This window comes from Arthrobacter sp. Rue61a, assembly GCF_000294695.2.
Classification (GTDB): Bacteria; Actinomycetota; Actinomycetes; order Actinomycetales; family Micrococcaceae; genus Arthrobacter; species Arthrobacter aurescens_A.
Window position 1 is genome coordinate 53,821 of the sequence record NC_018531.1, and the last position, 16,215, is coordinate 70,035.

Sequence of the window (16,215 nt, forward strand, 5' to 3'; positions counted from 1 at the left end):
TCAAGGGGTGTCCACGCCGTTGCGGCTAGAGTTCAAGAAACCCGCCGTCTATCAGGAGCTGCACGTGAGCAAGGGATCCAAGCCCACCATCAGGGACGTAGCTATGGCGGCGGAGGTTTCGCTGACCACCGTGTCCTATGTGCTCTCCGGCCGGCACGGCGGCACTACCCGGATCAGTCAGCCCACGCAGGACCGGGTCCTGGCAGCGGTCAAGGAACTGGGGTACGTGCCCAATCAAGCCGCACGTGGCATGCGTCGGGGCAAGACGGACGTTGTGGCGGTGGCTATCGGCAACCTTGAATGGCCGTGGGATCGTGCCCTCGCCACAGCCGCAGCAAGGATCCTTCCCGAGCGTGGCTACCAGCCGGTGATCCTCTTGGGTGATGACTGGCGGAAGTTCATGATGTCCGGCGGCGCGGATGGCGTCATCATCGGCTACTTTCCAGAGGCCAGGTCCGAGGACGAAACCGTCACGGAATTAGCACGCCGTGGCGTCGCCCAGGTGGTGATCTCGGGAACCATGAAGCCTGCGGGTTTCGATGTCCTTGCTCCCGAGGCCGATGCCGGGCTCGCCGAGTGCATGGAGTTCCTCACCGCATCCCACCGCAGGATTGGCTGCATTCGAAGAGCGGACCCGGCCGGCAGGCCGAAGAGCCGGTTCGCCGCTTACGCAGCCGGACTGGAGAGGGCGGGCATCGCGCTGGATGAGTCTTTGGTCAGGACGTCGCACCACCGTCCGGCCACGGCGTATCAGTCTGCTCTTGAGTTGCTCCAGCTACCGGACAGGCCAACTGCCATCTTGTGCACCGACGACATGGAAGCCCTGCAGACCATCCGTGCCGCTTACCGACTGGGCCTCCGCGTCCCCGAGGACGTCCAGATTGTGGGCGTCGGAAACTCTACCGAGGGCCAGGACTACGATCCCGCCCTGACAACGGTGGGACCTGAACCGATCTTTGAGCAGGTAGTCCGGATGTTGCTCGATCGCTTGGCGGGAATTACGCCTGCCGAGGGCATTCGGGTAGCGTCGCCGTGGAAGTTGCACCGCCGCGGCACCACGCAGGGATAGCTAGTCCTTCAGCGGACGGCGAGCCAGCCAAGCAGCCACGATTGCGCCCGAGATGTTGTGCCACAAAGAGAACACAGCGGACGGCAGTGCGGCCAGCGCACCGAAGTGCGCAGTAGCCAGCGTCGCGGCCAAGCCGGAGTTCTGCATGCCGACTTCGAATGCGAGGGCGCGGCGCGCCTTGTCGTCCAGGCGGCCGAGCTTGCCGGCGAGGTAGCCGAGGCCCAGGCCGAAACCGTTGTGGAGGACCACTGCCAGAAACACGATGGCGCCTGCGGCAACGATCTTGCTGGCGCTTCCCGCCACAACAATGGCCACGATCAACGAAATCACGACGGCGGATGCCCACGGAAGTGCCGGAAGCACCTTTGCGACGAGCTTCGAGAGGAATAGCCGGGCCAGGAGGCCTGCGATCACCGGCAGCAGCACGGTCTTCACGATGTCCATCACCATGGCGCCGGCATCAATGTGCAGGAAAGATCCGGCCAGGAAGAGCGTCAGGGCAGGGGTCACGATGGGCGCGATCAGTGTGGAGACTGAGGCCACGGCTACAGAGAGCGCAACGTCGCCCTTGGCAAGGAAGGCCATGACGTTGGAGGCGGTGCCGGAAGGTGCGCAGCCAACGAGGATCAGGCCGACAGCCAGTTCGGGCGGCAACTGCAAAAGGACGGCAATAAGCCAGCCAGCGCCGGGCATGATCACGTAGTGCGCCACGATGCCGAGCGCTACAGCCCAGGGGCGGCGGGCCACCGAGGCAAAGTCCGGAGGGGTCAGGGTGAGTCCCATGCAGAACATGATGACGCCCAGCAGATAAGGAACCGCGACGCCCATGGGCTTGAACAGATCAGGAATCAGGAAGCCGAGGACGCCGGCTACCACCACGAGAAGCGGGAACACTGTGACGGCGATGCGCGCGATCTTGGCTTCAGCGGCAAGGGCGGCGTTCGCGGGAGCAGTGGGTTCTTCGGTTTTCGACGGGGTATTGGTTGCCTCAAGCATTCATCCATGCTCACATCTGCCCCGTAGCCCCCACTAATTCTTTACTTGCAGGGGAGCGTATATGTCAGATGACCGCTCTTTACCACCCAAATGCTACTTAGTTGGGCTAGGAGTTGAGCTTGCCGGCCAAGCGCTCACGCATACGGACGCTGGCCTCGTTGAGCCCAATGAACTCCACTTCCCGGCCGTGATTCCGGTACTTCTCAGTCACCGAATCCAGCACGGCCACCGTTGAGGCGTCCCAGATGTGCGAACCGTGCAGATCGATGATCACCCGATCTATGCCGTCCGAGGAATCCTTCGCGTAATCGAATTGCGTGTACAGATCATTGGACGAAGCGAAGAACAGCTCGCCGTCCACCGTGTACGTCGCAACCCTTTCACCGTTGAGTTCCAGTTCGGTCCGCTCCACGGTTGCGAAATGGGCCACCCGCCGCGCGAACAGCACCATTGCGGTCAAGACGCCGACGCCGACACCTACCGCGAGGTTGTGCGTCGCCACCACCGCGGCAACCGTGATGAGCATGACCGCGGTTTCGGACTTCGGCAGGCGCTTGAGTGTGGAAGGCCGGATGGAGTGCCAGTCGAAAGTAATCAGCGAAACGAAGATCATCACAGCCACCAACGCCGCCATGGGGATCATGCCCACAACGTCACCCAGGACCACCACCAGGATCAGCAGGAACACACCGGCCAGGAACGTTGAGAGGCGGCTCCTGGCTCCCGAGCCCTTGACGTTGATCATGGTCTGGCCGATCACCGCGCAACCACCCAGGCCGCCAAGGAAACCCGTGACGATGTTGGCCGCACCTTGACCCCACGAGACCCGCGTCTTGTTGGAACGGGTGTCCGTGATGTCGTCCACGAGCTTGGCAGTCATCAACGATTCCAAAAGGCCCACCAGCGCCATGGACAAGGCAAAGGGTGCAATGATCTGGAACGTCTCCAGGTTCAGGGGCACGTTGGGTAGGAAGAATCCGGGCAGGCTGTCCGGGAGTTCGCCCTTATCGCTGACGGTGGGAACGTTGACGTTCCCCAAAACAGTGACCAGCGTGATGGCTACGATCGCTACCAAAGGTGCAGGAATAGCTGTGGTGATGCGGGGCAGCCCGAACACGATCACCAAACCCACCACCACGATCGGATAGACCATCCAAGGCACGCCAAAGAGCTCGGGCATCTGGGACATGAACACCAGAATTGCCAAGGCGTTCACGAATCCGATCATCACGGACCGCGGGATGAAACGCATCAGTTTGGTGACGCCAAGGACAGCAAGGATGATCTGGAAAACGCCCGCCAGGATGATAGTGGCAATCAGGTAGTCAAGCCCATGTTCTTTCATCACCGGAGCGATCACCAGGGCCACGGCACCGGTGGCCGCAGAGATCATGGCCGGGCGACCACCCACAATGGCAGTGACCACGCCCATGGTGAAGGACGCGAACAGCCCGATGCGCGGATCAACGCCCGCAATCACTGAGAACGCGATGGCCTCGGGGATCAATGCCAGAGCCACTACGAGTCCCGCAAGGGACTCCGTCAGGAGCCGGCGGGGCGAGCGAAAGGTCGCCCGCAGTGACATGAGTTGCTCGGGAGTCATGGGTCCTTACAGTGCAGTTGTCTTAGAGCGCTGTCTGGCGGTAGCGCTCAATCTGCTTTAGACGCCGCTGGAGGCTGTCGCGCCGCGGGTGCGGGACGACGTCGGGCGCCTCAGCGGTGAGATCAATGTGTTCGGTTCCGTACTGCCACAGCAGGAGGTCATCCAGGAGGCGGTCGGGGCCGGGGGAGTAACGGTGGTCCAAAGCCTTGCGGACCTCGGTGATTCGGTTGGCGCTGAGCAGGCCGGCTAGCTCCACGGTCTTGGTGAGTCCGTGTGCGGCGAGCAGCTCGGCAGCCCATCCCCAGTCGTCATCAACTTTACGGTCAACGTGCGGCAGGAGCGTACGCCAAACGTCGCGTACCCGGTTTGGCGTCAGGGGCATGCCTCCATCGCCTTCGAGATCCCAGTAGCCGCGGACTTCCTCATAACGCTCGTGAAGATCGGCGAAGGCGCTCTCAACGGTTTCCAACATGGCGGCAGTGGCCGTGAACTGGCGGTCGAAATGTGGTGTCCAAGCGCGCGGATCTTCGGCCTTGAAACGGATGTCGTGCTCGATCTCGCTCCAAGCGTGTGCGAACACCGTGCGGATCTGGCACTCGAAGAAGTAGCTGCCGTTGGCGGGCATGTCCGGATTGAAGACGTGCTGGTACTCCTTCACGGCCTCGTTCTGGATGGTCCGCAGGATGAGGTGCCGGCTGGAGTATCCGTACGTTCCGGACTCGATGGAGCCGATGTCCTTCTCGCGGTCGCCGCGGCAATCGAAGAGCTGACGCTGCCGCTTGATGATGTTGGCTACCGCTGCGTTCTCAGCCGGCAGCTTGGTGATGACACGGATGCCCACCATGTCGTTCAACGTGCGGAACGGGTCCGGGAACTTGAGTACACGCGGCCCGCCGGGCTCCAACGGATCATCCGTGCGGGAAATCTTTTCGCGGAACGACTCAACGGTTTTGGTCCGCCCCGTGACAAACAACGGAGTGACCTCAGCGTCGTTCAGCATGTCCCTCAGAGTGAGCAGCACATCCCGTGTGACCCGCTTCAATGCAGGGCGAACACGCTCGTAGAGCGCCACATTCGCATCCACTGCGTCGCGCTGGGCCTGGTCCAGGCTGTCCCAATTGCTTGCCATGCCCCCAGCTTACGGGGCGGGTCCGACACTCAACCGAGCCACTCGCCGTCGGGGTGCCTCTAGCCAAACTTCCGAATCGTCACGATAGGCTCAGTACAAAGGAGGGCGCAATGTTGCGGCACAAGTACAGCTACGGCGAACACCCCAGTCAGTGGGGCGAACTCTTCATACCTGAACCGAGCAACGGAAACCATCGCGGCGCATCAGCTGTGGCCGGTGGAATCGCCGTTGTGATCCATGGCGGCTACTGGCGGTCACAGTACGGCGCTGAGCTTGGCGAGCCCCTTGCGCGCGATCTCGCCGCGCATGGCATCACCGCCTGGAACCTCGAGTACCGGAGGGCCGGAAACGGCGGTGGTTGGCCTCATACCTTCGAGGACATCTTGGCCGGCATCGACCATCTGTCCGAAATCGCCGGCCAGCACGACCTTCAGCTCGGCAAGGTGGTGGCACTGGGCCACTCGGCCGGCGGCCACTTGGCTGTTTGGGCCGCAGGCCGGCAGCGGCTTTCTGAAATCGGAACACCCGACGCCGACCGCCAACTCCAGCGCGGGCCGGAGGATAACGCCGTGCACCTGACGGGCGTCGTCAGCCAGTCCGGCCTCCTGAACCTCGCCGCCGCCGAGAAACTGAACCTCAGCAACGGCGCGGTCTGCAACCTCATGGGTGGGGACTCCGGTAGATACCCCAAACGGCATAAATACGCCGACCCCATGAGTTCCTTGCCCATCGACGTCCCCGTATATGCCGTGCACGCCACAGAAGACGAGGATGTTCCTGCGAGTCAGTCCGAAGCTTATGTCGCGGCTGCAACGGCAGCAGGCAGTGCGGCCCAGTTGTTGCGCGTCCCGGGTGACCACTTCGACCTCATCGACCCCAAGGCCGTGGCGTATAAGAAGTGCCGCGAGCTGGTGCAACGGCTGCTCTCGTAACCTGTGGTTCGTGGGGGCCGGCTCTGGCAGAGTGGTCCCATGCTGACAGTCATTGGTGAAGCCCTGGTCGACGTCGTTCAACGCTCCTCGGGAATCGAGGCGCATGTGGGCGGGAGCCCGCTCAACGTTGCCGTCGGTTTGGCGCGGCTGGATCACCCGGTGCAGTTCATCGGCCGCTACGGCAGGGACGCCTATGGTGATTCCGTTGCTGCGCACTTGCGCTCGAGTTCCGTGATGGTTCCGCTTCCGCCGGACGAGAAGCCAACCAGCGTGGCCACCGCGCAGATCGACGACGACGGCGCCGCCACCTACGCTTTCGACCTCGCTTGGGAGCTGCCCGGGCTCGCCGGACGGTTGCCGCTCATGCTGCAAGGCTCCACCCTGCTGCACACAGGATCCATTGCCACCTTCCTGGAGCCAGGCGCCGCGGAGGTGCTTGCCGCCGTCGAGCATGCCCACCCGAGCAGCACCATCAGCTTCGACCCCAACTGCCGTCCCAGCATTATTACGGACGTTGAGTACGCGCGGACGCAAGCCGAGCGCTTTGTGGTGCTGTCCGACGTCGTGAAGGCTTCTGACGAGGACCTCGAGTGGCTGTATCCCGGTGTTGATCCGACGGAATCCGCGCGTCGGTGGCTGTCTTTGGGCGGCGAAGAAGGTCCGGCGTTGGTGGTGGTGACTCGGGGTTCACGCGGGCCGTGGGGCGTCACAAGGGCAGGCGAAACCCAGGTTCCCGCACCGTCCGTGAACGTGGTGGACACCGTGGGAGCAGGGGATTCCTTCATGGCCGGGCTGTTGTCTGCGATTGTGGATCACGGCCTGGATGGCGCGCAGAACCGCGGCGACCTCAGGGCGATGCCCGCAGAAACGCTGGCCGCCATCATGGACCATGCAACACGGGCGGCCGCCGTAACCGTGTCGCGGGCAGGCGCCAATCCGCCCACCCGGGCCGAGCTCAACCATGGTGTGGCCTAAGCGGAGCGCAGGCGCTTAACCTGCCCCGTGTCCGGCAGCCACTTCCTCACCGACCTTCACAGGACCCGGGGGAGTGCCTTCCCCGAATGGGCTGCCACCGAGCGATTCCCGTCCGTGAGGAGTGAGCCAGCCCGATAGATCCGGACCGGCGGGGACGATCTGCGTGGGATTGATGTCCTCGTGGACGATGTAGTAGTGCTGTTTGATCTGCACAAAGTCAGTGGTGTCCCCGAACCCGGGTGTCTGGAACAGGTCCCGGGCATAACCCCACAGTGCCGGCATCTCGCTGAGTTTGTTGCGATTGCACTTGAAGTGTCCGTGATAGACGGCGTCGAAGCGTGCCAGGGTGGTGAAGAGCCGCACGTCTGCTTCCGTGATGGAGTCACCAACCAGGTACCGCTGGCCTGTGAGCCGTTCCTCGAGCCAGTCCAACGCGTTCCACAAGCGGGTGTAAGCGGCATCGTAGGCTTCCTGGGAGCCTGCGAAGCCACACCTGTAAACGCCGTTGTTGACCTCGGTGAAGACGCGTTTGTTGACCTGGTCGATCTCCTCCCGCAGGTGCTCCGGGTACAGCTGCGGAGCGCCGGGACGGTGAAACTCTGTCCACTCAGTGGAGAAGTCCAGCGTGATCTGGGGGAAGTTGTTGGTCACTACTGCGCCGCTGGCAATGTCCACTACGGCCGGAACGGTGATGCCGCGCGGGTAGTCGGGGAAGCGGCGGAAGTACGCTTCCTGCAGCCGTTCAATGCCCAAGACGGGATCTTTGCCCTCCGGGTCCACATCAAAAGTCCAGGATCGGGCATCGTGGGTGGGGCCGGGCTGGCCGAGGCTGATGACATCCTCAAGTCCCAAGAGCCTACGGACGATGACCGTCCGGTTGGCCCAGGGGCAGGCCCGCGCCGCAATCAGCCGATACCGGCCGGGTTCCACTGGCCAACCCGGTTCGCCGTTGGGTCCTGAAGCGCCGTCGCGGGTGATGCGGTCCTCGATGTAGTTGGTATCCCGGTTGAACTCGTTTCCGGTGACGTACGCGCCGCGTGTGCTGTGCTCTTCGCTTATGGTTTTGTCACTCATCAGCCCAGCCTATTCTCCGGTTTTGGGAATGTGCACGGTCAGCGAAGGGGGATTAGGCCACGCTGAGCCCACGTAGACTGACATGATGCGGCTCGTAGCAAGCGATATTGACGGCACCATCCTCGGTCACGACGGAAAAATCAGTGACCGGACCATCAAGGCATTCCAGGCGTGCCGCGACGCAGGGGTGGAACTCGTCTTCGTCACGGGTCGTCCGCCGCGCTGGCTGTACCCGCTCCAGGAGCAGCTGGGCCACAGCGGGATCGTGATCTGTTCCAACGGTGCCGTGGTGTGGGATCTCGAAACCGAGAAGGCCCTGTCCTCGTGTGTCTTGGACGCAGAATCCGTCTTTGAAGCCCGCCGCATCATCAAGTCCATCCGGCCTGACGCCCTGTTCGCTGTCGAAACCCTCACGGGTTTCCAGCTGGAGCCGGGCTTCATCGAGAACGAAACCAGCGAACTGCTCGCGGAGTTCACCCCCAAACCGCTGGCCGAGACGCTCACGGCGGATGACGCCGTCGTAAAGTTCCTGGCGATCACCCGGGAAGGCACCCCGGACGAGTTCCTTGCCGAGGTGCAGCCCGCCGTAGCCCACCTTGTGTCCACCACACACTCAGCGCCGCGGACGGCGATGCTGGAGATGTCCGTTCCGGGCATTAACAAGGCCGTCACACTCGCCCAGTACGCCGAGTCGCTGGGGATCGAAGCCGCCGACGTTGTGGCGTTCGGGGACATGCCCAATGACATCGAGATGCTGCGCTGGGCCGGGCACGGTTACGCGATGGCCAGCGGCCACCCGGAAGCTATTCTGGCGGCTGGCCAGCAGGCGCCGCACTTCGACGACGACGGCGTAGCTCAGATTCTCGAGGCAAAGCTGACTGAGCAGCGGGTCTAGTTCCGCCCGACGCGGGGAATCCAGCAGCGTACTGAATCACGGTAGTGCCGGAACTCGGCTCCAAACCGGCTTTCGAGGTCTGCTTCTTCGAGCGGCCGGACAGCATAGTTCCACAGCAGCGAGCCGATCGCCGCGTATGCGACCACGAGCCATGAGCCCAGGATCAGGCCAACCGCAACGCCTTGGGTGATGCCGGCAACCGCCATCGGGTTCCGAACCCACCGGTAAGGTCCGGCGATAACCAGGCGGTTGGGCATGGCGGAGGGCAGAGGGGTGCCGCCTCCGGCAGAGGACATGGTCACCGCGGACGCGATACCGAGGCAACTGGCCAGCACCAGCACCACCAGGCCGGCTGGCGCTGCGGTGGAGGGAAGAGCCAGCGAAACGGCCCACCTTTGCTCGAACCAGCAGATGACTGACGGAAGCACAACCAGAAAGAGTCCCCAAAAGAGGGCCAATTGACCCATAGTTGCCGCCACGTTAGCCGCAGCGCCGCGGAGGGTGGGTGCCGGACGGAACGCGAATGGCCCCCGCACGATCAACTCCGTGGGGACACGGCCCTCCACCACAAGGAACAGCGCAATGGTTGAACAAGCGGCCGCAGCCAGCATGATCAGGACGCCCCACCCGGCTTCGGTACTGAATGTTGCGTAGGTGGCGAGGGCGACCGCAACGAGGCCGGTCCAGCTGGTAGCCACCATCGCGCCGGCCCGCACCCCGAAGGCGGCCCAAGCGGAAGCGACGACGAACAGCGGAACATCAAAGGCCGCCACAAGAACGGGGTCCAGACTGCCGAGAGTGGCCGTCCGAATGGCCGGTGACAGGAAAACTCCCACCCACCACGCCAGCCCGGCCACGGCTTGGACAGCGAAGTAGATCCGGCCCCACCCTTGCGCCCGCGAAGCGGTAGGAGCCTCGCGATTCACGGGTGCCGCACGCCCTCTCCTGCCAGCAACGCGCGGTAGCCCTCCTTGTAAGTGGGAAAGGTGAATTCGAAACCGGTCGCCCTAATCCGCGCATTTGAACAGCGCTTATCGCCGGGGCCGGCGTCGGACGCGCCGCCAGGTTCCGCCGTCGGGGGTTCCGCGCATCCCATCTCAGAGGCGAGGAACCGCATGACCTCGCCCATTTCGGCAGCGTGATCATCAACGCCCACGTAGACCCTGTCCGGGGTTGGCGTCATGGTGGTGAGGTGGACGATCATGGCCGCGGCATCGTCCCGATGGACGCGGTTGGTGTGCCGGGGTTGGGCGGGAATGACGGCTTGGCCGGTCCGGACCTGGTCGATCAGCCGGGTGCGACCAGGGCCGTAAATACCGCCGAGCCTTAGGGAGATGGGCTGTGTGGCCGTGCCGCGAGTCCGGGAGAACAACAGCTCCTCAGCCTCCACCAAGACTTTCCCGCTGAACCGTGTGGGCTCCGTGGGTGTTGATTCGTCCACAACAGCTCCGCCGGAATCCTTGTACACAGCCGTTGAGGAGACGAAGAGGATCCGCTGCGGCTCAATGGATTGCCGTTTCAGCGCATCCAGGACGTTCTTTACACCGTTCAGATAGGCCGCGCGGTACGCCTCTTCGGTGGAAGCGTCGGCCGCGACAGCCACCACCACGATGTCCACATCCGCGGGTAATTCCGGCACACGCTTGGAGAGGTCCGCGAAGACACCCCGTATCCCGGACGGCAGCTTCTCAGGGGACCTGCGAAGGCCCACAACGTCATGGCCAGCGGCTGCGAAGCGCAGTCCGGCTTCGGTTCCAAGGTCGCCGCAGCCGGCAATCAACACAGTCATGCCCCTAGTTTGTCAGTACCGCAGTGTCATCCAGTTCCCAGCCTCCATACAACCGGCGTTCACGTTGCGCCCGTAGGCTTCCAGCCAAGGACCCGTTCGCATCGTGTCTTACAAGTCGGATTTGCAGGGGGAAACATGGCCAAGCGCAGGATCAACAACGTCAATACCGCGCCAATGCGTCGCATCGAACCGGATCACCATTGGCGCTCGCTTCGCCAGGGAGACCGGGTCAAGGTCACGCTGACGCCCGGCTTCGAATCGGCCGGAGTGGTGGACGCCGTTACTGGCGATGCCACCGCGGTGTGGGTGGAGCTCGACGGCGGTCGCGGCCGGACGCTGGTGCATGTCAGCGACGGCGTGGCGATCGTTCCGCAATCGACGGCGGTCCTCCCGCAGGAGAGCTAACCGCGCCTTCGCCATGGGCTACGCTACGGGAGTGACGCTGCCCTATTTCTTCCGCAAGGACGGTTCGGTGGGCCCTTTGGCCTTCGCCCACAGAGGGTTCTCGTTGGACGGCCTGGAGAATTCCATGGCCGCGTTCCGGGCAGCAACGGAACTCGGAACTGTGCACCTTGAAACCGACGTCCACACGACGGCCGACGGCGTATTGCTGGTATTCCACGATTCATCCCTGGACCGGGTTACCGATTCAGTGGGCAAGATTTCCGAGCTGACCGCCACCCAAGTTGCTGCTGCCCGAATCGGCGGGGTGGAGCCGGTCCCAACCTTTGATGAGCTGGTTACCGCCCTGCCCCATGCCCGGCTGAACCTGGACGTCAAGGACTGGAACTCGGTGGGTCCCATGGCTGCTGCGATCGAGAAGCATGGTGTCCATGACAGGGTGTTGGTCACCAGCTTTTCGGACAGGCGTCGACGAGCAGTACTTTCCAGGCTGTCCCGTCGGGTGGCTTCCTCTGCCGGCAGCTCGCTGGCCGCGCTGTTCGTTGTACTTGGCCCGGTGCTACCGGCGCCTTTGGCACGCAAGCTGCTTGCCGGCGTCGACGTCTTCCAAGTCCCTGTCCGTTACGGGCGGGTCCCCGTGGTGACCCCGGGGTTCATACGCCGCGCTCATCGCTTGGACAGGCAAGTGCATGTGTGGACCGTCAACGATCCCGTGGAGATGGAGCGTCTCCTGGACCTCGGTGTGGACGGCATCGTGTCCGACCGCCTCGACCTGCTCAAGGAAGTCCTGGTGCGCCGGGGCCAGTGGGCGTAAACCGCCGCGCGAGTTGGCATTAATTGCCATTTCGGTGGGGGTTAGTTGCCGCCCTCGATCGCGGCCGGACGGGTTTGGCTTGCGCGGATCCTCTCCAGGTGGAACTTATTGCTGCGGTCGAAGTTGAAGATGCCGTTCTTCTCCTGGAAAACGTCCGTTAGCTGCGTGTAGCAGTAGCCGAACATGTCCGGGTTATCCAGCAGCACAGAGCAGAGGCCGTCGAAGCGGGTGTAGAACTCTTCCTCGCTGCTGACGCGCTGGCCGTAGCCCCATGACGTGGATACATCGCTTCCTTTCACCGCCTGGCGGGCTTCAACTTCGTTCCACCAGATGCCACCGAACTCCGAGACGAAGAACGGCTGGCCGGCGTAGGGCACAGAGTATTCCTCGCCGTCGGCTTTGCGGTTGATGTACGGCTTACCCTCGGCCAGGCCTTGCTGTTCAATGCGGAAGCGGTCCGGATCTTGCTCGTAAGAGTGGGAATCGTAGATGTCCGTTTCCCGGATCCGATGCGCGTAACCGGATGCGTCGATGACAGGCCGGGTGGGATCGGCGAGCTTGGTGGCCAGGAACATGGCCTCCGTGACGTCATCCAGGACCGTCAACCGATCGTGCAGAATCTGGTGTGTCTCATTGAGGGGGCACCAGCCGATGATCGAGGGGTGGTTGAAGTCGCGCTTGAGCACCTCGAGCCATTGGGCTACGAAGCTCGCCGTGGGTTTCTGGTTGTGGCCTATGGTGCCGCCGCCGGAGACACCCCAGTCACCGAACTCGCCCCACACCAAGTATCCAAGCCGGTCCGCGTGATAGAGGAATCGCTCTTCGAAGACCTTCTGGTGCAGGCGGGCACCGTTGAATCCCGCGGCCATGGACAGCTCGATGTCCCTGACCAGGGCTGCCTCGTCCGGGGAGGTCATGAGCGACTCCGGCCAGTAACCCTGATCCAGGACAAGCCGTTGGAAAACAGCCTTGCCGTTGATGCGGACAACCTTGCCGTCCAACGCAATCGATCGCACGGCTGCGTAGCTGCTGACGTGGTCAACAACCTCGCCGGAGCCGTTCCGCACACAAACCTCGAGGTCGTAGAGGAAAGGATCCTCGATGGACCAGGGCCGGAGGGAGCCCTCCGGAATGCTGAGACGGAGTGACGGAGTGAGGTCAAGATCGGCCTTCGCCGATTCCTCGATCCGCATCCCCGAACCGTCAGACAGGACGGCGGTAACCGTGTGCCCGCTCCTGTTCTGGCTGACGGGCACCTCCAGGGTGATGCTGGAGTCCGCGAGGTTGGGGGTCATACGGAGCCGCTTGATGTGAACTGCGGGGACGGCTTCCATCCACACCGTCTGCCAAATCCCGGTGGTCCGGGTGTACTGGCAGTGGGTGTTGTTGTACCAAGTGGCCTGCTTGCCACGCGCCTGCATTTCGTGCCGCGAGTCCCTGGCCCGCACCACGATCACAGCGTCCGTTCCGGGCTCGACGACTCCTTTGAGGTCCGCAGTGAAGGGCGTGAAGCCGCCGCGGTGGCGGGCTACTTCAACCCCGTTAACCCAAACTGTCGCGTCGTGATCCACGGCGCCAAAGTGCAGCAGGACATTCTGACCTGCCCATTCCTGAGGGATTGTCACTGTTCGTCGATACCAGACGGCTTCCATGAAATCGACGTGCTCGATCCCCGAAAGGGACGATTCCGGTGCGAACGGAACCAGGATCTCGCTGTTGAGTTCGCGGGTGGTGAGTCCGCGTTCCAGACCGGAGTCGCCGGCGTCGATCTCAAAACCCCAGGTTCCGTTGAGGTTCAGCCACTTGTCGCGGACCAATTGCGGACGGGGATGCTCGGGTTTGGGCATGGCGGGGGTCACATTTTGGCTCACAATCAAAAACCTAACGTGCCACGGGGTTGAGTACCACCGGCCGCCGCGCAAGGATGAATACCGTGACCCGATTCCGTTTAGCAATCCTTGACGATTACCAGCAGGTCTCCGGCGATTACGCCCCGTGGGATTCACTGCTCGACGACGGCGTAAAGGTCAGCGTCTTCAGCGCACCTTTCCTTTCGAAAGAGCAAGCCGTGGCCGCCTTGGCGCCGTTCGACATCATTGTGGCGATGCGCGAGCGAACCCGTTTTCCACAGGATGTCCTGGAGTCGCTGCCGAACCTGAAGCTGCTGGTAACCACTGGCATGGCCAACGCTGCGATCGATCTCGAGGCTGCGTCGGAGCGGGGCATCGTAGTGTGTGGAACGGGTGGTTCACCGGCTGCGGCGCCCGAACTGACGTGGGCTTTGCTGCTCGCTTTTGCCCGCAACCTGGCTGTGGAGGAGAACTCGCTGCGGGCCGGCGGCTGGCAGACCGGAGTTGGGTTTGAACTCGAAGGCAAGACGCTTGGAATAGTTGGACTGGGCAAGATCGGCAAGCGGATGGCGGGGTACGCCAAGGCATTCGGGATGGACGTTCTCGCGTGGAGCCAAAACCTCACGGCGGAAACGGCTGAGGCGGCTGGAGCCCGCAAGGTCAGCAAGGAAGAGTTGTTCAGGGAGTCCGACGTCGTGACGCTGCACTTGAGGCTTTCCGAGAGGACCGAGGGCATAGTTGGCTCGGAGGAACTCCGGCTCCTCGGCCCCGACGGCGTGCTGATCAACACCGCCCGCGGCCCCTTGGTGGATGAGGAAGCACTTATCCGAGCCTTGGAAGAGGGGTGGATCCGCGGCGCCGCACTGGATGTCTTCGACGAGGAACCCCTTCCGGCCGGCCATGCGCTGCTGCATTCCCCGCGGACTGTTCTCTCGCCGCATATCGGCTACGTGACGCACGAGAGCTACCGCCAGTTCTACGGTGGGGCCTTCGAAGATGTGAAGGCGTGGCTTGAAGGGGCTCCTGTGCGGGTGCTTGGCGGGTAGCTCCAGCCGTTGCTGTGCGCGCGTCGCACCCGTTAGCGCCAAGCGCACCCGTTAGCGCCGCTCGCACCCGGTGGGCGTGCTAGCCGCACCCGGTAACGCCAAGCGCACCAGAGGTTACGGGGGCGCGTGGCGGCTATTGGTGCGCAGCTCCGGAACGCGGGCCTTCCATTGCCAACATTACGCGCTGGGCAAGCGCTTTCCGAGCGAAGCTGGCAAGATGGACCCATGCGTATCCTCATCGCCCCTGACAAGTTCAAGGGATCCCTGACCGCCGCCGAAGCCGCGTCAGCCATGGCCGAAGGCGCACTGCGCGTTTATCCGGATGCCGTAACCACCCAGTTTCCGGTGGCCGATGGCGGCGAAGGCACCTTGGATGCCGCGATTGCCGCGGGCTACGAGGAGCGGAACAACGCAGTCGTGGGCCCCATCCTCAAGCCCGTTGGGGCCTCGTGGGCGATCCGCAAAGATGCCTTCGGCGGCGCAAGCGCAGTCATCGAGACCGCAATGGCTTCCGGCTTGGCGCACATGGAGCCCACCCCGGAGAACTCGCTTCGCGCCCACAGCTACGGCTGCGGCCAGCTGGTAGCGGCAGCCCTCGACGCCGGTGCAACTGAGGTCGTGCTCGGATTGGGCGGCTCTGCAATGTCCGACGGCGGCAGCGGCGCCTTGCGTGCATTGGGGCTCAAACCCCTTGATTCGGCCGGCAATGTGGTGCCGCTCGGCGGAGGTTCCCTGACCGACGTCGTTGCTTTGGACGTCTCCGAGCTGGATCCGCGGCTTTCGAGCGTAAAGTTCCGTATCGCCGTCGACGTCCAAAACCCGCTGTACGGCCCGGAAGGTGCCGCCCATGTTTTCGGCCCGCAGAAGGGTGCCGATGAGGACGCCGTTGAAAAGCTCGACGCCGGTCTCCGCAACTGGGCGTCGCTCCTTCGGGCGGCCACTGGCCGCGACGTGAACGTTCCGGGAGCTGGAGCAGCGGGCGGGTTCCCGGCGTCGTTCCTGGCTTTCACTGACGCCGCGCTGGAAGGTGGGTTTGCGCTGGTGGCAGGGCTGACGGGTCTCGCGAAGCACCTTGGCGAGGCCGATCTGGTGATCACCGGCGAGGGCTCCATGGACGAGCAATCGCTCACGGGCAAGGCCCCGATTGCCCTGGCCGACGCCGCGAGCGTGCATGGAATTCCCGTGATTGCAGTGGCTGGACGCATCACGGTGACGCCGGAAGACCTGGCCAAGCACGGCATCGTGGCAGCCGCTCAGTTGCTGGACGTAGCGCAGCGCAAGGATGGCGTTCCGGACGTCGCCGACGCCGTTGCGAACGCCGGGAAATACCTCGCGTGGGCTACGAGCCAGGTGCTCGAAGGCGCCTGATTACTGGCGGTAGCCCTCCACTTCGCTGACTGGTCGTGCCGAAGCGTCGTCAGGGTTCTCTCCTGCGTCCCTCTTTGCCCGGCGTTGGCGCAGCAAGTCCCAGCACTGGTCGAGCTGGGCTTCCAGCTGCGCCAAGCGGGCGGTGCTGTCGCCGCCGCCGTCATCCGACCCGGCAGCATCGCGGAGGCGGTGTTCCTCCTCCACCAGCGATTGAATTCGCTCCAGAAGATCCTGATTGTCCATTGTCATGACTCCTCGTAGTGGTTTGCGCGG

The 16,215-nt window shown here is 63.4% G+C and carries 16 protein-coding genes; 8 read left to right on the top strand and 8 right to left on the bottom strand.

The window, feature by feature from the left end:
* The first annotated feature begins 64 nt into the window (after positions 1-64).
* Positions 65-1,069: a LacI family DNA-binding transcriptional regulator gene (locus ARUE_RS00270; RefSeq protein ID WP_043469564.1), complete on the top strand. Its 1,005-nt coding sequence runs from the start codon at positions 65-67 to the stop codon at positions 1,067-1,069.
* On the opposite strand, the gene ARUE_RS00275 is transcribed toward ARUE_RS00270, so the two are convergent.
* The 3 genes from ARUE_RS00275 to ARUE_RS00285 form a co-directional block, all read right to left on the bottom strand.
* Complete coding sequence (locus tag ARUE_RS00275) at positions 1,070-2,065, bottom strand: bile acid:sodium symporter family protein (protein ID WP_014920312.1); 996 nt, start codon at positions 2,063-2,065, stop codon at positions 1,070-1,072. It abuts the gene before it with no gap.
* A 106-nt stretch (positions 2,066-2,171) separates the two neighbouring features.
* Positions 2,172-3,668 carry a SulP family inorganic anion transporter gene (locus ARUE_RS00280; RefSeq protein ID WP_014920313.1) on the bottom strand — a complete coding sequence of 499 codons (1,497 nt, stop codon included), beginning with the start codon at positions 3,666-3,668 and terminating at the stop codon, positions 2,172-2,174.
* A gap of 22 nt (positions 3,669-3,690) precedes the next feature.
* Entirely contained in the window at positions 3,691-4,797 is a 1,107-nt protein-coding gene (locus tag ARUE_RS00285) for a GTP pyrophosphokinase (protein ID WP_011772837.1), read from the bottom strand.
* A gap of 110 nt (positions 4,798-4,907) precedes the next feature.
* On the opposite strand from ARUE_RS00285, the gene ARUE_RS00290 reads away from it, so the two are divergent.
* Together ARUE_RS00290 and ARUE_RS00295 are read left to right on the top strand one after the other, a co-directional pair.
* Positions 4,908-5,729, top strand: a complete 822-nt coding sequence (locus ARUE_RS00290; protein ID WP_011772838.1) for an alpha/beta hydrolase fold domain-containing protein — start codon at positions 4,908-4,910, stop codon at positions 5,727-5,729.
* Between the two features lie 39 nt (positions 5,730-5,768).
* The gene (locus ARUE_RS00295) at positions 5,769-6,704 is read left to right on the top strand and encodes a carbohydrate kinase family protein (RefSeq protein WP_011772839.1); all 936 of its coding nucleotides are present in this window, start codon (positions 5,769-5,771) and stop codon (positions 6,702-6,704) included.
* 15 nt (positions 6,705-6,719) lie between these two features.
* On the opposite strand, the gene ARUE_RS00300 is transcribed toward ARUE_RS00295, so the two are convergent.
* Positions 6,720-7,778 carry a glutathione S-transferase family protein gene (locus tag ARUE_RS00300; protein ID WP_011772840.1) on the bottom strand — a complete coding sequence of 353 codons (1,059 nt, stop codon included), beginning with the start codon at positions 7,776-7,778 and terminating at the stop codon, positions 6,720-6,722.
* Positions 7,779-7,863: 85 nt separating this feature from the next.
* Between ARUE_RS00300 and ARUE_RS00305 the strand changes: the two genes are divergently transcribed.
* Positions 7,864-8,673 (top strand): HAD family hydrolase, encoded by an 810-nt coding sequence (locus ARUE_RS00305; protein ID WP_187329940.1) that lies wholly within the window; start codon positions 7,864-7,866, stop codon positions 8,671-8,673.
* On the opposite strand, the gene ARUE_RS00310 is transcribed toward ARUE_RS00305, so the two are convergent.
* Both ARUE_RS00310 and ARUE_RS00315 read right to left on the bottom strand, forming a co-directional pair.
* Positions 8,670-9,599 carry a methyltransferase family protein gene (locus ARUE_RS00310; RefSeq protein ID WP_014920314.1) on the bottom strand — a complete coding sequence of 310 codons (930 nt, stop codon included), beginning with the start codon at positions 9,597-9,599 and terminating at the stop codon, positions 8,670-8,672. The genes ARUE_RS00305 and ARUE_RS00310 overlap by 4 nt on opposite strands.
* A complete protein-coding gene (locus ARUE_RS00315) occupies positions 9,596-10,462 on the bottom strand; it encodes an NAD-dependent epimerase/dehydratase family protein (RefSeq protein WP_014920315.1) in 867 nt (288 codons plus the stop codon). Before ARUE_RS00315 ends, ARUE_RS00310 begins: the two co-directional genes overlap by 4 nt.
* Positions 10,463-10,597: 135 nt before the next feature.
* Between ARUE_RS00315 and ARUE_RS00320 the strand changes: the two genes are divergently transcribed.
* Positions 10,598-10,867 carry a hypothetical protein gene (locus ARUE_RS00320; RefSeq protein ID WP_014920316.1) on the top strand — a complete coding sequence of 90 codons (270 nt, stop codon included), beginning with the start codon at positions 10,598-10,600 and terminating at the stop codon, positions 10,865-10,867.
* 13 nt (positions 10,868-10,880) lie between these two features.
* The gene (locus ARUE_RS00325; RefSeq protein ID WP_014920317.1) at positions 10,881-11,678 is read left to right on the top strand and encodes a glycerophosphodiester phosphodiesterase family protein; all 798 of its coding nucleotides are present in this window, start codon (positions 10,881-10,883) and stop codon (positions 11,676-11,678) included.
* A gap of 41 nt (positions 11,679-11,719) precedes the next feature.
* On the opposite strand, the gene ARUE_RS00330 is transcribed toward ARUE_RS00325, so the two are convergent.
* Positions 11,720-13,537, bottom strand: coding sequence for a glycoside hydrolase family 2 protein (locus ARUE_RS00330; RefSeq protein ID WP_014920318.1), 1,818 nt, complete (start codon positions 13,535-13,537; stop codon positions 11,720-11,722).
* 65 nt (positions 13,538-13,602) lie between these two features.
* On the opposite strand from ARUE_RS00330, the gene ARUE_RS00335 reads away from it, so the two are divergent.
* Complete coding sequence (locus tag ARUE_RS00335; protein ID WP_014920319.1) at positions 13,603-14,574, top strand: D-2-hydroxyacid dehydrogenase family protein; 972 nt, start codon at positions 13,603-13,605, stop codon at positions 14,572-14,574.
* A 225-nt stretch (positions 14,575-14,799) separates the two neighbouring features.
* Positions 14,800-15,942 carry a glycerate kinase gene (locus ARUE_RS00340; RefSeq protein WP_043469569.1) on the top strand — a complete coding sequence of 381 codons (1,143 nt, stop codon included), beginning with the start codon at positions 14,800-14,802 and terminating at the stop codon, positions 15,940-15,942.
* On the opposite strand, the gene ARUE_RS00345 is transcribed toward ARUE_RS00340, so the two are convergent.
* Positions 15,943-16,185: a DUF2630 family protein gene (locus ARUE_RS00345; RefSeq protein ID WP_011772849.1), complete on the bottom strand. Its 243-nt coding sequence runs from the start codon at positions 16,183-16,185 to the stop codon at positions 15,943-15,945.
* Positions 16,186-16,215 lie beyond the last annotated feature (30 nt).